Origin of the sequence: Levilactobacillus wangkuiensis, assembly GCF_016861605.1 — a bacterium.
Taxonomy (GTDB): Bacteria; Bacillota; Bacilli; order Lactobacillales; family Lactobacillaceae; genus Levilactobacillus; species Levilactobacillus wangkuiensis.
In genome coordinates, this window is the sequence record NZ_BOLM01000011.1 from 1 (window position 1) to 17110 (window position 17110).

A 17110-nucleotide genomic window follows, 5' to 3' on the forward strand; every position below is an offset into this window, starting at 1 on the left:
GTCACCTAACCAATACCCGAAACACTTCACTGTAAATCGTTAATTTAACAACATTCTTATTGACAAGCCGTAGAAAAGAGTATCTGTGAACAGGATCTTTGCCTATCACATACTTCCCAATTAAAAAATAATAATTACCGGCCTGATCGCCACCCTCGGGAAACTGCGCTTGGTCACGAATATTCGCAAAGTCGAGTCCTCCCTTGCCATCTTCCGTGACCGCGCCACCCTGGGTGTACCAAAAAGTAACGCCCTCACCGCCGTGACCCAAGGCGCCACCCTCATAATTGTGGACCAAATACATATCCTCAAGGTGCTGGTCGACACCCGTGGCTAGCTCGCCGTTCTGTAAGTGAATTGGAATAGTCAAATGGGCTTTACGCGTCCATGAGTTCACCTTGATGGGATCTGGAAATATGTACTGATATGTCTGATTGTCACTGACATCGGCCGGAATGTTTTTCAGACTTGAAAAATCCGCGATGAAATTATCATGAAGCCGTAACTCCGTGAGATTAGTTAGTCCCGCCAACGGCGTTACATCACTGATTTGGTTATTGCTCAACCATAAGGTTTTTAGGCTAGTCAGTTTTTTTAACGGCGAAAGGTTCTTGATATTGCCAAAATTTTGATAGGGCGCTTCATCCGTGCCCCCGCCGCCCATCATAAGGGTTTCCAAATTAGTAGCGTACTCCAGTCCATCCAGCCGGTATTCTTCGCCGCCTGGGTTGTAGGTCGACTCACCATTCTCACCGCCGTAATAACCGATAAATAATGCCTTCAACCGTTTCATGTCGGCCTTCGTGATGTCGGCGATCGACTGCCAGGTCTTGTCATCATCCGGGACAGGAATGAGATGGATCAATTGATAAAAGATTGCCCTTTGGAGCCGTTTATTTGGCATCCACTGGTCAATTGACTCGGCAACTTGTTTACTGGTCTCACGTGGTCGGTCAACCCCAACAACAGCCGGCTTCGGTGTGTCAGGTTTCTTTGGTTTGACCCCGGTTTCCGTTGTCGCCGTTTCATGAGTGGCCACGGTACTCGACTCAACCGTTGTGGGCTCGGTGACTTCCGTTGCCGGCAGCCTTGATTCACTGCCACTGTTTTCGCTCAGCCTGTCCGCTGAAGACGAGCTCCCCAAGAGTGCCTCCCCTGAACGATTTTCCAGAGTCTGTTCGGCCGTCGCGGGGGTCGCCGCTAGGGCCCTCACCGGTGTGATGAGTGGCCCACCAATTTCGGTTAAAATAACTGCGGTGACCATCCAGCTTTTAATGTGTCGTGTGGCTTGGTGTCGACTGGCTTCTGCTCCCCAATGCATGTCAAAATCCTCCTGAACCTGTGGTAATGGTTACTGACTACCATTGATTACCCCAGAATAATAATGATTACTCATCTGTTGTGAGTTGATTTTAGTATATCGAAATTCATTTTGCTTTTCTATAGGTCATTAACATTTTATATTGTATCTAATTGGTAATCTGCTTCGACACCAATTGATTGTAGCCTATAATCATTCGATGGAGCGTTGTACTTGTTTTGCCAATCTGTCCTCCAAAATTTGCGAATTTTCGGCTGCGTCTAGCCAGTTTTACTTGCTTTCTTCTACGCAATTTTCCCTTCACAAACGTGTGCTTGTCACCCCGCTGCTTTAGTTCTAAAATGGTGAGTGATTGCCAGTAAGTAAGCTTGCAACCAAAGTACATCGGAGATTAGTCAGATTGTTTTTAGGGGTAATGGGAGGAAAATTACTTATGAAAAAAGTTATACAAGCACTAATGGTTTTGGGAGTTGGAGCTGGCGTTTTAGGGGCAACCAGTGTCACAGTTTCCGCGAACAGTCAGTATTCAGCGGCTCGGTCCAAGTCCGTCCGCTTGGTTTGGCGTAAAAGCATGAAACGTCATGCTCTGATGGCCACTACCGGGGCGCGTTATTCAAAGCACCTGGGGATTCGTTATAGTAATAATGACGTGACCCCCACCGTTATCTGGTATACGGATGCTCACGAAAAACTGTACGAAAAAAATAAGGGTGTTAATGCCATTTACTATCACGTCAAGAGTGGCGATGGGACCCTTCAAGGTTGGATTTGGCGGGGCTATTTAACATCAGCCACTGCGAAAAAGCCAGCTTCATCTACGGTGACGACTCAGACCAACCCAGCTGATCCAGCGGAAAATTTGCCAATCGCAAATGAAAACACCCTAATTCAAGAAATCTTGAGCTTATTCCCAGGAACGACGGTCGACCAAAAATTGTCTAATCAGGCGGGGAGCGTCGTTTACACTGACGATGGTGAGCAATCGCCAACGGTGCCAGCCGGTGAAACCTACATTCACTTGAGTAACTCGTCTACGACCATGGACACGCAAAATTATCAAAACCTGTTGACGCAGGCTGGCTACCCAGCTGCTAAGCGGGCCCAGTACCGTGGCTGGCACATTGGTGTCCGCGTGCAAACCGAAGATGGTTATGGCGAAGGCGTCAATCAAGGAGATGCGGCTATTTTCTTGGCCCCAGCAAAGTAATCCAACACTTAAGTCGTCTTTGAAATCTCGTTAAATAAATGAACGTCAAATAGGACCAGCCCCTCAACTGTGGGCTAGTCCTATTTGGCGTTCTCGACTATTTAGCTAGCGTCTGCATCTTCCGTCACAAACGTATGCTTGTCATCCAGCACGTACTGAAATTCAACGGCGTTGAGCATTAGGCTTGCCCGGAACAGCGCCTTGATTCCCTGTTCATTACTCATGACCACGAAGAATTCACGGTCGGTACCGCTGATGCGTTGGAACGTTTCGTACTCACCCTTGAATCCTTCTTTTCTAAACAGTGCAATAATCTTCATCATTTCAATTTGTGATACTTCTTTGTTTGCCAAATTCAATCTCTTTTCTCTTTATGGGTTAGCTGCGAATTATCTATACTGATAGCCAGTTTTAGGCCACGAAAAAGCCGCCCCCCATGTGCGAGGCGGCTTCGATTCAGAAGGACTACTTGCCCAACTTCGTCTTGTTAGTCATGTTTAACTTGTCATCGAAGTCGTAGACAACTGGTTCACCAGTAGCCATTTCGAGGTCCATGATGTCATCGTCGGAGATCCGTTCGATGTACTTGCTTAAAGCACGTAATGAGTTACCGTGGGCTGCGATGATGACGTTCTTGCCATCAAGCAACTTAGGAGCCACTTGGTCCTCCCAAAATGGCATTACACGTTCCAGGGTAACCTTCAAGTTTTCACCACCGGGTACGATGTTAGGGTCCAAGTTAGCGTAACGTGGGTCCTTAACAGCTGAACCTTCAGCGTCTGCATCCAAAAGTGGAGGCAAAACATCGTAAGAACGACGCCAGATGTGGACTTGGTCATCGCCGTACTTTTCAGCGGTTTCCTTCTTGTTCAAACCTTGCAAAGCACCGTAGTGACGTTCGTTCAAACGCCAAGTCTTGGTTTCTGGAATCCAAAGTTGGTCGGATTCTTCCAAAACGTAGTGTAACGTCTTGATTGCCCGCTTCAGAACTGACGTGTAAGCGTAGTCGAACTTCAAGCCAGATTCCTTGATCTTGTTCCCAGCTGCCTTAGCTTCTTCGACACCTTTTTCGCTTAAATCAACGTCAACCCAACCAGTGAACTTGTTTGCCAAGTTCCATTCACTTTGGCCGTGGCGAATCAATACTAATTTTGCCATCACTTATAACCTCTTTCTGTCGTAGAATACTTTGTCATTTTACACCATCTAGCCGCGAATTTCAGCTAAATTGTGTGGTTCTTTACATGAAACCGTTTTCTTCTGTGAGAACTCTCAGAGCACCCGCAACCTAACAAAAAGTGGCGCTCACCATTTCGGCTGCGCCACGTTCATTTACTCTTTTTTATCACTATTCGGACCGTAATTGCGCCGAATTTCACGTAATTTTTGCACGTCCACGTGGGGTGGCTGGTGCAGGCCATGGACCGGTCGGACACCCAGGATATCCAGGAAGAAGGTGAAGATTGGCACCCCAACGATCAGGCCCCAAACGCCAAACAGTTGCTCACCCGCTAACAACACCACAAAGGTGTAGAAGATGGGGAGTTCTGTTCTGCTCGACATGAATTTGGGATTCAGCACGTAGGCCTCCAGCGCGTGGACCACGACGATCATCACTAGGATGTAGACCACGTAGCGGAACCCGCCGACCGAATAGCCCAGAATCGTCAGCGGCACCACGGACACGATGACCCCGGCCACGGGAATCAGGCTCAGGATGAAGATCATAATCGCCAGCGTTGGCAGCTGCGGCATCCCCATGAAGGCCAGCACAATCGTGGTGATCACGGTGTTACACAGGGCAATGAAGAACTGCGCTTCCAGCACGACCCCAAACGTGTTGACGAACTTGGTCGCGAAGAAGTTGATATCCTCAAAAAACCAGCCGTACGTACTGGTCAGGAAGCGTTTGGAAAACTCGCCCATCTGCTTACTTTCAATCGTGAAGAAGAAACTCAAGATCATTGACATAAACAGCGTCGCCCCGAACGAGCCAATCGTGGAAACGTACGTCAAGACTAGCTTAGCGCCATTTTGCAGTTGGCTCACAATGTCGGACGTCTTGATGTAGTTCGCCACGTAACTGATGATTTCGTTGCTGTCATTTTTCGGATTCTGGTAGAACTTAAACAACTGTTCAATACCGTGCATCGACGAATTCAAAATCTGTGGTAAATAGGTCGTGACCGCCCAATACAGGCCGCCAATGATGACGACGTAGGTCACCGTGACGATTAACGCCGGCGGTAATTTAACGACCTTGCGCACCGCCTTGACCAGCTGCAGCACCAAAAACGTGAAAATAAACGTCAGTAGAATCATGTTCATTTCCGCTCTGATCAGCCACAGGACAAAGATAATCAGCGCCAGCACCGTGAATCGCCGGAGCCGGACATTTTCTACGAAGCGTTGCCATACACTCACTTGTGAATCTCCCCCATCCATTCAATAGCTTTATTATACCGTATCTCGCCAGATTCCCTAGCAGTTTACCTGGAAAATATTCGCTGGCTGACGAGTTCTACGAAGCCATGCCGCCTGCGGCCTCCAGGTACGCCACCAGCTGTGGGGCCCGCTTCCGGCCTGAGGAACGGTCCTCCAGCTCGCTTTTAAGCCGCGAAGCCCACGCGTCTCAAAAGTCGTCCCGTGCTGTAGGGCCGAGCAGCCCCCTCGGTCCAACACCACCGACACAGCAGGCTCTGTACCTGGCTGCCTCCGGCTCAAGTTGGGTGGTGCCCAGCGAATTTGTTTCGGTTCGTAAACGACTACGGTTGGCGCGTCCATTCTGGCATTCGTTCCCGGCGGCGGGTTCAACCTGCCCTGCTGTGGGGTACGGTTCCAGCCTGCGAAACGGGCTTCCACCTCGCCTTGAAACCTCGCTAAGAATCGCGAGTTTCCAAGGTCGACCCATGGCCTAAGCTGAAGCAGCCCCTTCAGCTAATGCCATCGACGCAGCTGTTCAGGTTGACCCGCCTCTGGTCACTCAGACTGACCAACTCGTTTACTGTGCCGAGGCCAAGATTATTTTTCAGCTAAATATTAGCCTCAACGTAACTCACTCAACAGCCGTCCGCTGACTAACGTTGAACAACTCCCTACCCTGAAGAGAGGCACCAATTTATTTGCCCTTAAAACCAGTCCAAGCCGGGAGGGCGGGGCAAATAGGCTCAGCCGGGGGATTTATAATTAGCCAGCAAAGCTGACTAATTATAAATGGCGACTTTGAAACTCGTGATCTTCGAGGTTCAAAGCGAGGCTGAAGACCGCTCTTTGGCTTCAGCCGTCCTCCCCCCAGCGTTCCGGCCTATTTGCCCCGCCCGGTAAGGCGCCATCAACGACTAGTTTCAGGGCAAAATAAAAACTTCTGTCCGCGATGAACAGAAGCCCTTACGTATGCCGTTTCGTTTTCGTTATGCTTCGACTCCCTCTAAGACTGCCGACCGCTGATTGCTAAAGGTCAGTTGTAAGTCGTCCAAGGCCAGCGCCCGGTGAATGATGGCTGACGCGCCACCCATCAGTGAGGCTTCCTTGGAGTTCTTGGTTAACAGCAAAGGTGCTTTTCTTAAAATTTCTAACTTGCCCACGTAGTCACGTACCTGATCCATCAGTTCTGGCAACAGCTCCAAAATTGGGGCATTGACGATGATGGCGTCTGGAGCGAACGTGCTGGACAGGTTACCCAGAACCTTGCTCAGGTAGTAGGCAAACTCGTCCAAAATGGACAACAGTTCTGGCCGGTGACCCAGGTAATCGCGCCGAATTCGGTTGACGTCGACCCGGTCAATGTTTTGGTAGGCCATGATCCGTTGTAAGACGTTGCCCTCCGCGACATAGTGGTTCACCGTTTCCATATTATCTTCTTTATACCGGTCAGCTAACGGACAGTTACCGATGTTGCCGGCCTCGCCGTTGTGCCCCCGATACAGGTGACCTTCCGTAATGATTCCGGCCGAAACTTGATCACGAATCGTGACCGAAATCAGGTTTTGATAAACGCCCTCGCCGGAGAAGTCCCGTTCGTAAATTGCGGACTCGTTGGCCAAGTTTTCCAAGACCACCGGCACCTGGAATTTATCACTAAAGTATTTTGCCAAATCAAAGTTCTTAAAGCCCTTCAGTGAGGCGCCTAAAATCTGATTCTCATAAATCGTGCCATCCAAGCCAAACGCGATACCTAATAACCGGGTCTGGCTTGCCGCCATGATGTTGGCGATACGTTCGTCGATCATATCTAACACGGACGTCAGATCAACGTCTCTGGTCGACACGCTTTCGTAGTTCTCAGACCGCCCGTCCAATCTGCAAGTGATCATTGAGAAGCGAGAACGTAAAATGTTGATACTGATGACATAACCATACCCCACGTTTAGTAATGCCATAACGGGCTTCCGCCCACCATTCCGGGTGCTTACGCCGTGACCAACCTCACGGATCAACCCTTCATGAAGTAACTGACTATAAATATCCGAGACCGTAACTTTATTCAAACTAAGATTTCGTGATATCTGGCTCCGCGAAATCGGGCCAGCATTCACAATCTGCTGCAAAACCTGTTTCTCATTGGTGGTGCGCATAATGTGTTTGTTGATAATCATAATTTTCTTGATAACGTGCCCCTAAAAATAGCTTGTGGCGATTCGGGAATCAAATCAGTTTAGGTTGCCCCATCCCCCAAGATTGGTGCTCACCCGCTATTTGCGGGGGTCGCGTTACCTAACCCCCCTTGTAGATTCTGATTCTAACTATATAGTAAATCCTCCTAACGAATATAGCATGGAAAACGACTCGTGAATTTTTTGGCGGTTTTTTAAGGAATATTCCCGACAAACCGCATGCCTATTGGGATACAGCTCGTGAAATCACTAAATGTATTAGTCATTTAGCCAATCAGTTGATTAACCGATTTGTTTACTAACCTACCTTACATGTCAAGTTTTGACCCCGAATCGTTGGAAATGGTAAGGTTTCTTACTTAATCAGCTTAACTCTTTTTGCATTAATCCATTCTGGCGGTCGTTGAATGTACTCCGCCTGCGGCCTCTGGGCATTGCGCCTGCTGTGGGGCACGGTTCCGGCCTGAGGAGCGGTCCTCCACCTCGCTTTGAAACCTCGCTAAGGCCCGCGAGTTTCCAAAGTCGTCCCGTGCTGTAAGGCTGGGAAAAGCCCACCCAGTCTAACACCACCGACACAGCCGTCTCCATGCCCAGCTGCCTCCGGCTCCGTGGCAACGACCACCAAATTTCTTAATGGCCAATCACCACTTCTATATTTATTGTAGTCTCTGTATCGCCTCCGGGGCGGTGAAAATGAGACCGGAACGCGGTGGGCGCCCGTCTGGAGCCAAAGGACGGTCTCCAGACTTACTTTGAGCCGAAGACCACGTCTCAAAGATAGCAGTTCCCTAAGCGGCCCAACCCGCCACTAAGGGAACTCCCACGGCTAAGCTCATTTTCACCACCCCTGCGGCTGACACTGGTTTAGCCCGTGGCCATCATGGTCCATACGACACTGATCATCACATAATCAATTGGCCAATCATACTCCAGCTAAAATAAAAAGAACGTCTCGCACCAACAATAGTCGATGCAAGACGCTCTCCAAAATCAAATTAAATTATCACATTCATTACAAAACATACCAACCCACCGTCACGAACAGAAACTGAAGTCGCCACCTTGGTGGTCGAACCCCACTGTCAGCCGTGAGGGCGGCGAAAATAAACTCAGCCGGGGGAATGGTCTTAGTGGCGTATGCGCCGCTTAGACCATTGGTGTCTTTGAGAACTAGTTCTCCCGTGTTTCACACTGCACGTCCGGAGACCGCCTCTTGGCTTCAGCCGTCCTACCCCCAGCGTTCCGGCCTATTTGCCCCGTCCGGTAAGGCGCTGGCAACGCACAATCTAGGTCCTCGACCACCAAGACCTACTTCAGATACTGTTCCGTGTACTTGGTGAGGGAGATACCCTTCTTGCTGGCCGTTTGTAAAGCGACCCGGACGTCTTGATCACTCATGGCGTCTGCCTGGCCACCGGCCGCGTTGATGGTCTTGCGGGCACTGGTGATTTGGCCGGCCGTGATGGTCTTGCCGTCCAGCTCCTTTTGCTTTTGCGTGACCGTGTATTCGTTGCTACCGGAATAATTGTTGGCCGCTGACTGTTCTGACGACGTCAATGACGCGTTGGAACTGTTGGTGGCACCGGTGTTGCTACTGCTGGACGCCGTTGACGACGAGGAACTACTACTGCTGTCACTCGAGGCTGCCGACGTTTGCCCGGCATTGTTGGCCTTGCGCAGGGCTAAGGCTTGATCGTACAGGTTCTTGTAGTACTTCTGGCGGAACTTGGCGTTGTTGAAGAGCTCATCCAACGTGGTGTTCGATTGCCCGTAGTTCAACGCTTGGTTCTGGCCCGAAGCCGTCTCCAAAATCTGCTTAAATTGTTTAACGTTGGCGCGAATTCCCTTGACCAATTTGGCCTGGGTGGTTGCGCGCTTGACCAGCACCGTGGATGCGTTAGTCGTGTGCTTGACCTCGGCATAGTGGTCCGCTGCGCTAGCAAATTTCAAATCGTCCAGCGCATTTTCCGCTGACACGAAGCGTTGCGTTTGCGTTAAGTAGCGTTGGGCTGGCTTATCGTTCAGCCGCCGCTTTAAAGCGTTTTGGAAATAACTTTCCGCTTGCGTATAATGTTTATCTTGAATGGCAGTCCGACCGTTGGCCATTGCCGCTTGGTACTCCTTGGCTGTCGCGTGATGATTGGAATACGCGTACCCGCCAATCAGCAGTGCCACAACGATTGTTGCCACGACCCATACCCATTTTTTCAAATGAAAGACCTCCGCTGGTTAATTGTATCTCCATTATACCATGCAAGCTGAATGAAACCCCCAATTTTACCGCGGACTAATCGCAAATTAATGTTAACCGCTTTCACCAAACCTCCCCCTTACCCTTTACCCACTTAAAGGCGTATAATGACCAAGTGAATTTTATTTTCTTTGTGTCCAAATTCAAACCTAGAAAACCGGAAAGGACCCCTGTCATGCTTGAAAAAACATTTTACAAAACGTTTCTGAGTCACACTTTCAACATCCCCGTTCGCGTTAACTATTGGGACGGGACTTCCGATGTCTATGGGACTGGCACTCCCGACATCACGATCACCTTCCACGAGGCCATTCCGGTCAAGGAAATCTCCCGCAACGCGTCCATCGCGCTGGGTGAAGCCATCATGGACGGCACCATCGAAATCGATGGGAGCATCGAAGACTTACTGACGGCCGCTTACGAAAATGCCGACAGTTTCTTCCACAATAAGAAGTTCATTCATTTCTTACCTAAACAAAAACACACGGAAAAGGAAAGTATCACCGACGTTCAAAACCATTATGATATCGGTAATAATTTCTACAACTTATGGTTGGATGACACCATGACGTATTCCTGTGCCTACTTCAAAACGCCGGAGGATAGCCTCTACACGGCGCAAATGAACAAGGTCCACCACATCATCAAGAAGTTGAACCCGCAACCGGGCAAGACCCTCTTGGACATTGGTTGTGGCTGGGGTACCCTGATGTTGACGGCAGCCAAAGACTACGGTCTGCACGTTACCGGGATCACGTTGAGCCAAGAACAATTCGACTACGTGAACCAACAAATCAAGGACCAAGGCCTCGAAGACGTCGCCGAAGTTCGCCTGGAAGACTACCGGGAATTGGGCAACGAACAATGGGATTACATCACTTCCGTTGGGATGTTTGAACACGTTGGTCAAGAAAACTTGGGCCAATACTTCGACTGCGTTCAAAAGTACCTGATGAACGACGGTGTCGCCTTGATTCACGGGATTACCCGTCAACAAGGTGGGGCCAACAATGGTTGGTTGAACAAATGGATCTTCCCAGGTGGCTACGTGCCCGGCTTGATTGAAAACACCACGCACATCATCGAAAGCGGCTTACAAATTGATGATATGGAACCCCTGCGCCGTCACTACCAAAAGACGGTGGAAATTTGGGATGATAACTTCAACGCCCACCGCGATGAAGTTGCCAAGATGTTTGACGAAAACTTCGTGCGCATGTGGGATCTTTACCTGCAGGCTTGCGCGGCTTCCTTCAAGTCTGGTAATATTGACGTGATTCAATATTTGATTTCGAAGGGCCCTTCTGCCCGGATGCTGCCAATGACGCGGGACTACATGTACGATGAGACCCACGACAAGGTCGCTAACTAATTCAAATGACTCGGGTGACCGCGGATCACTCGACTAAAAAACACCTGCTAACCGGATTGATCACCGGTTGGCGGGTGTTTTTTGCGTTTAGCTTGGTGCCTGGCCATCGCCTCCAGGCTGGTGAAAATGGCCTGGAACGCTGGGGCGGACGTCCAGAGCCATGGAGCGGTCTCTGGACTTACTTTGAGCCTCACAGGACGAGTCTCAAAGCTACCAATTCAGTAAGCGGGCTGGCCCGCTTACTGAATTCCCACGGCTTAGGCCATTTTCACCAGCCTTGCGGCTAACACTCGTTGGGCCCAAATACCCGCCCCTTCTTCGTTACGCTGTGTTATTTTGCCAGATTCATTGAAAATACAACCATCTAGTTTTCATAACTATGTCTGCGGACTTTGATAACGTATTTTCATCAGGCTTACATGTCTCGTCATGGTTCTCGAAACCATAATTTCACAAAGTTTTTAATATCCAGATTGTGAAAATGGCACTTTATGTAATCGTTTCATTTACCGTCTAGTTCAGATTTCCTCAATCTCACATTTAGTGAAGTGATGGCCCTCAACCGTTGTTTGTGATTTTCAGTTGTCCTTTTTTCGGCTTGGTTTTCATGATAAACTCTGGGTACACAATTAAATTGTGCCTACTAAAGAGTAAGGAGACTTCATATGATTACGGGGATTAAGCAAGCGCTGTTACTGACAACAGCTGTGACGCTTGCCGCCGGCGGGGAAATCAGCGCGCTGGCCGCAACCAAGACCATTGGCAAGCTCACTCAGGTCCGGGTGACCAAACACACTCTGACTGGCAAAACGACCAAAAACGCTAAGGTCCAGCTCTTCAACGCTCGGGGGAAGTCGTTGGCGAGTGGCCGGACCAATCATCTCGGCAAGTTCAAACTCAGCTTGAAGCATCAAAACTTGGGGAAGTTGAAATTCAAGCTGGCCGCTTCGAAGCCGGGGTATCGGTCGCGGACGTTTACCAGCCAGCAGATCAATAAGGCGGTCACGCAGGCGTTGGCTAATCAGGTGGCAAGCACGCCAACCAAGCCAGCACCTGCCAAACCGGGGAAGCCCGTCAAACCAACGCGGCCTACTCAGTCGACGAGCAATAATCGGCCCAGCACCAGCGGTAATTCTGGGGGGAATGCCGCGGATACTGGGGCCAACGTGTCTAAACTGATTCTGGCCAAGCGCGCAGAAATCGCAGCAGCTAAGGCAGAATATCTTCGGCTGACGCAGCAGTTAGCGCCGACGTCCAATCGGATTGCGGCATGCGGCACTATCATCCTTAACCAAAGAGCCAATCGTGACGTCGTCAAAAAAGATTTAGCCGACGCCATCGCCAGGCAAGATGCGGCGAAAATCCAATCAGCTAAGCAGGAGATTGCCAGGCTCAACGCTACCATCATCGCGGCACAGGACGAACGCGCCGAGTTGTACAAGTATCTGATTCCATTGGAAGACGCGCGGACGAAGCTCAGCAGTCTAATAGACGAGCTGGAATCACTAGATAAGACCTATGTGCCAGAGGAGATTAGGTAAGCAACACACTATTTGGGGGGAAATGAGGACGAAGCACACGGTGGGGGCTGTGTGCTTTTTGCTTTGGTCTCCCCTATTAGCTGGCTCATATCCGTTTAGCTATTTTTACATACCCATTTATTAATTTTTGACACAACTGTATTTATTGTGAAAACGTGTGGCCCCTGGATTGCCGTCACCATTGGTGATTTGTACGGCTAATTGTATGAACCTTTTTCATTGATTTTCATCTCTGCTTTTGCCGGAGCGACCCCCATGCTATAGTAGCTTCAACCAGCAGAATAGTTGGCCAACTAAGATATAAAGGGGATTATATTTAAGATGGATATGAAGAAGATTGTTATGGCTGCCACGTTGCTTTCGATTGTTACCGGGGGAGAAGTTAGTGCTCTAGCTGCCAAGACCCAACACTCTGTCGCTAAGATTACGCACGTTAAGGTCACGAAGCACAAGGTCACAGGCTACACGACCGCCCAGTCCCACGTCAAACTGATGAAGCTGAAGCACGGGGAAAAGGTTTCAGCTACTGCCAACAAGCACGGTAAGTTCACGCTGAAGGTCAAGAGCAATAACCTGACGAAGCTGAAGTTTAAGCTGAAGGCCACTAAGACTGGCTTGAAGGCCCGGACTTACACGCATAAGGTTAAGAAGGCTGTGCAGTCGATTGATGATGGCGCTACTACCGAGACACAGACTGCCCCTGCTTCGGTTAAGCCTGATAGTTCTAGTGCGGATAAGAAACCTGAAAAGGGTAAAGATAACAAGAAACCTAATGTTAGCCATCCAAACTATGTAAAGGTTCCTATTAGAGACTGGAGCGTCGTGAAACAAGAGGTTCAGAAAGCTAAAACAGATTTAACTACTGCTCAGAACAGATTTGATGAAAAGACAGGTCTTGATAGTACTAAATCTGAAGATACTGACAAGATTACATTAATCAAAGAAGTTCTGAAAGCACAAATTGATAAAAAGGGTAATTTGACCGAGGCCGAAACAACCAACATTTTACACAATTCAGCTAATGCAGAAGCGATTAGATCGATTCTCACCTCTGATAATAAGAAGCTAATTGAGCTGTACAAAAATCTCACTAGTGCTCAAAATCACTGGAACGAAATCGTGAGCATTGTAACACCGGCTCCAGCTAAACCTGCTCCGGCTGCATCCCATCCTGGTTCCTAAATCAATACTCTTAAAAGGTCGAGGCTAAACTGCTTCGACCTTTTCTTTTGAGAACACTAATATTAATCACGACGGACTTTGATCAATATCAATTTCATACTCAAAACATGTCCACTCACCTCTACTGATATCCACCATCACTTATCATACAATCATTTATTATCGATTTTCATCTCTTCTTTTGCTGGTCTACATTTCATGATATAGTAATTTCACCAGCACAACAGTTGGTAAAAACAGTTATAAGGGAGATTATACTTGTTATGGATATGAAGAAGATTGTTATGGCCGCTACGTTAGTCTCAATCGTTACTGGTGGAGAAGTTAGTGCGCTAGCCGCTAAGACCCAACAATCCGTTGCTAAGTTTACCCACGTCAAGGTCACGAAACACAAGGTCACTGGTTATACGACAGCAAAATCCCACATCGAACTGCTAAAGCTGAAACACGGAGAAAAGGCTTCGACAACTGCCAACAAGCATGGTAAGTTCACGCTTACGGTTAAGCACAATAACCTCACGAAGTTAAACTTCAAGCTCAAGGCAACGAAAGTGGGCTTAAAGGCACGTACTTACACCCACAAAGCAACTAATAATATGGGATCAACGTCAAATTCACATCCAAGCAAACCAATCGCACCTTCTGAAAGCTCAAACCTGCAGGAAAAGCCAAACAAGCCAAGTCTTCCAAGTCACCCAATCAAGCCTGGAAAACCCGGTACTTCCGGAACGACCAACCCAGGCACCACTAATCCGGTCAAGCCTGGGAAACCTGGTAATCCGGGAACGACCAACCCAGGTACTACCAATCCAGTCAAGCCTGAGAAACCTGGTAATCCGGGAACGACCAACCCAGGCACTACCAATCCAGTCAAGCCTGAGAAACCTGGTAATCCGGGAACGACCAACCCAGGCACTACCAATCCAGTCAAGCCTGAGAAACCTGGTAATCCGGGAACGACCAACCCAGGCACTACCAATCCAGTCAAGCCTGGAAAACCTGGTAATCCGGGAACGACCAACCCAGGCACTACCAATCCAGTCAAGCCTGAGAAACCTGGTAATCCGGGAACGACCAACCCAGGCACTACCAATCCAGTCAAGCCTGGAAAACCTGGTAATCCGGGAACGACCAACCCAGGCACTACCAATCCAGTCAAGCCTGAGAAACCTGGTAATCCGGGAACGACCAACCCAGGCACTACCAATCCAGTCAAGCCTGAAAAACCTGGTAATCCGGGAACGACCAACCCAGGCACTACCAATCCAGTCAAGCCTGAGAAACCTAGCAAACCAGACCAGCCTAACACTGGACAACCAGAACAGCCTGGCACGGGTACTGGGTCTAACGATGGCAACAATACAGGTGACGGCACCAATACCAGCAATAACACAAACTCTAATGGTAATGGCACCAACACCGGCGATAGCACAAACTCTAACACTAATGGCACCATCACCAGCGATAACACAAACTCTAACGCTAACGGCACCGATACCGGTGACAGCACAAACTCTAACACTAATGGTACCAACACCGGCGATAGCACAAGCTCTAACACTAATGGTACCAACACCGGCGATAACACAAATTCTAACGGCGGCAGCACCAACACTGGCGATAACACTGCCTCTAACGGTGATGACAACGTATCGACGACTACTGATGATAAAAAGCCTATCAATCCAGTCGTCCCTGCCGAACCTGCCCCAGCCCAACCCGATGAATCCAACCCTACTAATCCAGAAAAGAATCCTGACCACTCAGAAACAACAGGCCCAAACGCATAACCTAATGTAATCAAAAAGGCGGAGCTAACTCACAGCTCCGCCTTTTCATATAGCATCTATCTTAAGTTAGGTCATAAAACATATCGAAATATATACGTCCCATCATCTAGGTACTAACCAAATTATTTATAAACTAAGGAAATTCTCCGGATAAAGTACAAGTATCAGTTCAATGCCCTTCAATCGGTCACATCTTCTTAAACATCTGCCGCATCAAGTCCGGCATAGCTTGAAATTGAGCTAAAACCTGATTCTGTGTTTGTCTGATTACATACCTCGTCGCTCTAGCCTTACCAGTACGCTCGATAATTTTTTTATCAATCAATTTACTCAGCTCCTGGTTGACCACTGAACGAGAATATCCGGTCTGGCTTTCAATATCCTTATGAGAAAGTAGCTTTCCTGGCTGACTGATTATCACCTTGATGATATTACGTTCTCTATCTGAAACCTCTTTTCCAGAGAATGAATCGGCTAAATCGACCTTCCAAATCTTCAAGGAAGTTTGACTGATGTCTGTAGTAATCTCAGGCGACTTGAACTCATTAACCAATGCCGATTCATAAATCTTTTCTCCACCATGACCCGCACGTTCACCATAACCCGCTTGCAAAAACAGCTTCGAAATCACCGTGTTCCGATTACGCGATTTGTTAGTCGTAAAAAAGTCCGACGAGGCAATCTTCATTTTTCCTGGATTAGTAAACTCATAATAATTGATGGTATTATTCAACGTTAATGGCATTCTCTCAAAGTAATCCGCATGCATCAGCATATTTATTAGCCCTTCACGCAAGGCCACCGACATAGCCCCAAATGTATCAATTCGCTGTCCTTTATCATCCAGCTTAAATGATCCTGGCGCAGAAACCTGAAGCAACTCATCCACCTTTTTAAAGAAACTATACACATTAAGGTTCTGTTCAATCGAAGATATTCGCTTACGCCAACGGTCTTGATTAGGCTGTGTCTTATCAAAGTAGTCCAATTGAAAATCAGGAAAGCGATGTAAAATTGCGTTGTTGTTGCCAAAGAATAGCAACCCGCCTGCAGTTAAACCTAGCTCACCAGTCCCTGAAAAGTCCTTTGAAATAACGCCGATTTTACTCAAAAATTCTGGCATTGGAAAACGTTCATAACTTCTATATGTCTCACGTGCTAACAACTCTTTACGGTAGCTATTCACATCTTCCATGTTTAGCTCATCAATTCCATAGTTCTTAAGCACCTCAATATCTAGGCTCTCCTGTGATAGTCGAATTAACGCCTTTAAGTTTTCTCCCTTTGCTTGACCATCGATAGCCCCCTCCCTAATGAAGGTCCGATGGATATCTTTATTCAAAAATACTGGTTTCTTATTGTCAGGCGCTTCATCCACTCTGATCTCAATCACTGCTTTACCACTATCAAGCTCTGACACAATTATGCTTTCATTTGAAATGGAACTATAACTCAGAAAACCCTTATTGATTGCAGACCAAAAATCATCCAAGATTTTCTGACGTTCATTAACTCCCTCCGCTGCAAACGAATGATTTGAATTTTCAACAATACCGAGGAATAAGCTCCCACCATCTGTATTTTCGAATGCCGAGATTGTTTCCCACGCTTCTTTAGGGAATGCGTTCTTGGCCTTCTTATATTCACGATGTTCATTCTCAATGGGAATCTCATCAAATTCCATAGACTTTTACCTCCTCAAGCCCCATTACGCCCTTATGTAGTAATCACCCTTCACATTAATCACATCGAATCAATCTGCAGATAACCTGCAGATTCTCGAAAAGTACAGAGTCCATTAAAAGCCCGTCATATCAGCGTTAATCTGCTTTG

General features: G+C 48.1%; 12 protein-coding genes. 5 read left to right on the forward strand and 7 right to left on the reverse strand.

What is annotated here, in order from left to right; translation table 11 throughout:
* Position 1: 1 nt before the first annotated feature.
* A complete protein-coding gene (locus tag JUF13_RS14560; RefSeq protein ID WP_308439869.1) occupies positions 2-1321 on the reverse strand; it encodes a leucine-rich repeat domain-containing protein in 1320 nt (439 codons plus the stop codon).
* Between the two features lie 433 nt (positions 1322-1754).
* On the opposite strand from JUF13_RS14560, the gene JUF13_RS08985 reads away from it, so the two are divergent.
* On the forward strand, positions 1755-2528 hold the full coding sequence (locus tag JUF13_RS08985) for a hypothetical protein (RefSeq protein WP_203639305.1): 774 nt from the start codon (positions 1755-1757) through the stop codon (positions 2526-2528).
* Positions 2529-2629: 101 nt separating this feature from the next.
* Here JUF13_RS08985 and JUF13_RS08990 read toward each other — a convergent pair whose 3' ends face one another.
* The 5 genes from JUF13_RS08990 to JUF13_RS09010 form a co-directional block, all read right to left on the reverse strand.
* Complete coding sequence (locus JUF13_RS08990) at positions 2630-2881, reverse strand: hypothetical protein (RefSeq protein ID WP_203639306.1); 252 nt, start codon at positions 2879-2881, stop codon at positions 2630-2632.
* Positions 2882-2993: 112 nt separating this feature from the next.
* On the reverse strand, positions 2994-3686 hold the full coding sequence (locus tag JUF13_RS08995) for a 2,3-diphosphoglycerate-dependent phosphoglycerate mutase (protein WP_125763795.1): 693 nt from the start codon (positions 3684-3686) through the stop codon (positions 2994-2996).
* Positions 3687-3860: 174 nt separating this feature from the next.
* Positions 3861-4952, reverse strand: a complete 1092-nt coding sequence (locus JUF13_RS09000) for an AI-2E family transporter (protein ID WP_203639307.1) — start codon at positions 4950-4952, stop codon at positions 3861-3863.
* A 986-nt stretch (positions 4953-5938) separates the two neighbouring features.
* Positions 5939-6907 carry an ROK family protein gene (locus JUF13_RS09005; protein ID WP_225418127.1) on the reverse strand — a complete coding sequence of 323 codons (969 nt, stop codon included), beginning with the start codon at positions 6905-6907 and terminating at the stop codon, positions 5939-5941.
* A 1542-nt stretch (positions 6908-8449) separates the two neighbouring features.
* Positions 8450-9352 carry a hypothetical protein gene (locus tag JUF13_RS09010; protein ID WP_203639308.1) on the reverse strand — a complete coding sequence of 301 codons (903 nt, stop codon included), beginning with the start codon at positions 9350-9352 and terminating at the stop codon, positions 8450-8452.
* A 215-nt stretch (positions 9353-9567) separates the two neighbouring features.
* Between JUF13_RS09010 and JUF13_RS09015 the strand changes: the two genes are divergently transcribed.
* From JUF13_RS09015 to JUF13_RS09030, 4 genes are all read left to right on the forward strand, one after another.
* The gene (locus JUF13_RS09015; RefSeq protein ID WP_203639309.1) at positions 9568-10764 is read left to right on the forward strand and encodes an SAM-dependent methyltransferase; all 1197 of its coding nucleotides are present in this window, start codon (positions 9568-9570) and stop codon (positions 10762-10764) included.
* A 665-nt stretch (positions 10765-11429) separates the two neighbouring features.
* Positions 11430-12305, forward strand: coding sequence for a hypothetical protein (locus JUF13_RS09020; protein WP_203639310.1), 876 nt, complete (start codon positions 11430-11432; stop codon positions 12303-12305).
* Between the two features lie 321 nt (positions 12306-12626).
* The gene (locus tag JUF13_RS09025) at positions 12627-13487 is read left to right on the forward strand and encodes a hypothetical protein (protein ID WP_203639311.1); all 861 of its coding nucleotides are present in this window, start codon (positions 12627-12629) and stop codon (positions 13485-13487) included.
* A 263-nt stretch (positions 13488-13750) separates the two neighbouring features.
* Positions 13751-15277 carry a hypothetical protein gene (locus tag JUF13_RS09030; RefSeq protein ID WP_203639313.1) on the forward strand — a complete coding sequence of 509 codons (1527 nt, stop codon included), beginning with the start codon at positions 13751-13753 and terminating at the stop codon, positions 15275-15277.
* Positions 15278-15464: 187 nt separating this feature from the next.
* Here the strand turns inward: JUF13_RS09030 and JUF13_RS09035 are convergent, their stop codons facing one another.
* The gene (locus tag JUF13_RS09035) at positions 15465-16961 is read right to left on the reverse strand and encodes a DUF8451 domain-containing protein (RefSeq protein ID WP_203639315.1); all 1497 of its coding nucleotides are present in this window, start codon (positions 16959-16961) and stop codon (positions 15465-15467) included.
* Positions 16962-17110 lie beyond the last annotated feature (149 nt).

Coding starts and splice junctions, on each gene's coding strand:
- JUF13_RS14560 (WP_308439869.1), bottom strand. CDS start 1,321: ATGCATTGGGGAGCAGAAGCCAGTCGACACCAAGCCACACGACACATT.
- JUF13_RS08985 (WP_203639305.1), top strand. CDS start 1,755: ATGAAAAAAGTTATACAAGCACTAATGGTTTTGGGAGTTGGAGCTGGC.
- JUF13_RS08995 (WP_125763795.1), bottom strand. CDS start 3,686: ATGGCAAAATTAGTATTGATTCGCCACGGCCAAAGTGAATGGAACTTG.
- JUF13_RS09005 (WP_225418127.1), bottom strand. CDS start 6,907: ATGGCATTACTAAACGTGGGGTATGGTTATGTCATCAGTATCAACATT.
- JUF13_RS09015 (WP_203639309.1), top strand. CDS start 9,568: ATGCTTGAAAAAACATTTTACAAAACGTTTCTGAGTCACACTTTCAAC.
- JUF13_RS09020 (WP_203639310.1), top strand. CDS start 11,430: ATGATTACGGGGATTAAGCAAGCGCTGTTACTGACAACAGCTGTGACG.
- JUF13_RS09025 (WP_203639311.1), top strand. CDS start 12,627: ATGGATATGAAGAAGATTGTTATGGCTGCCACGTTGCTTTCGATTGTT.
- JUF13_RS09030 (WP_203639313.1), top strand. CDS start 13,751: ATGGATATGAAGAAGATTGTTATGGCCGCTACGTTAGTCTCAATCGTT.
- JUF13_RS09035 (WP_203639315.1), bottom strand. CDS start 16,961: ATGGAATTTGATGAGATTCCCATTGAGAATGAACATCGTGAATATAAG.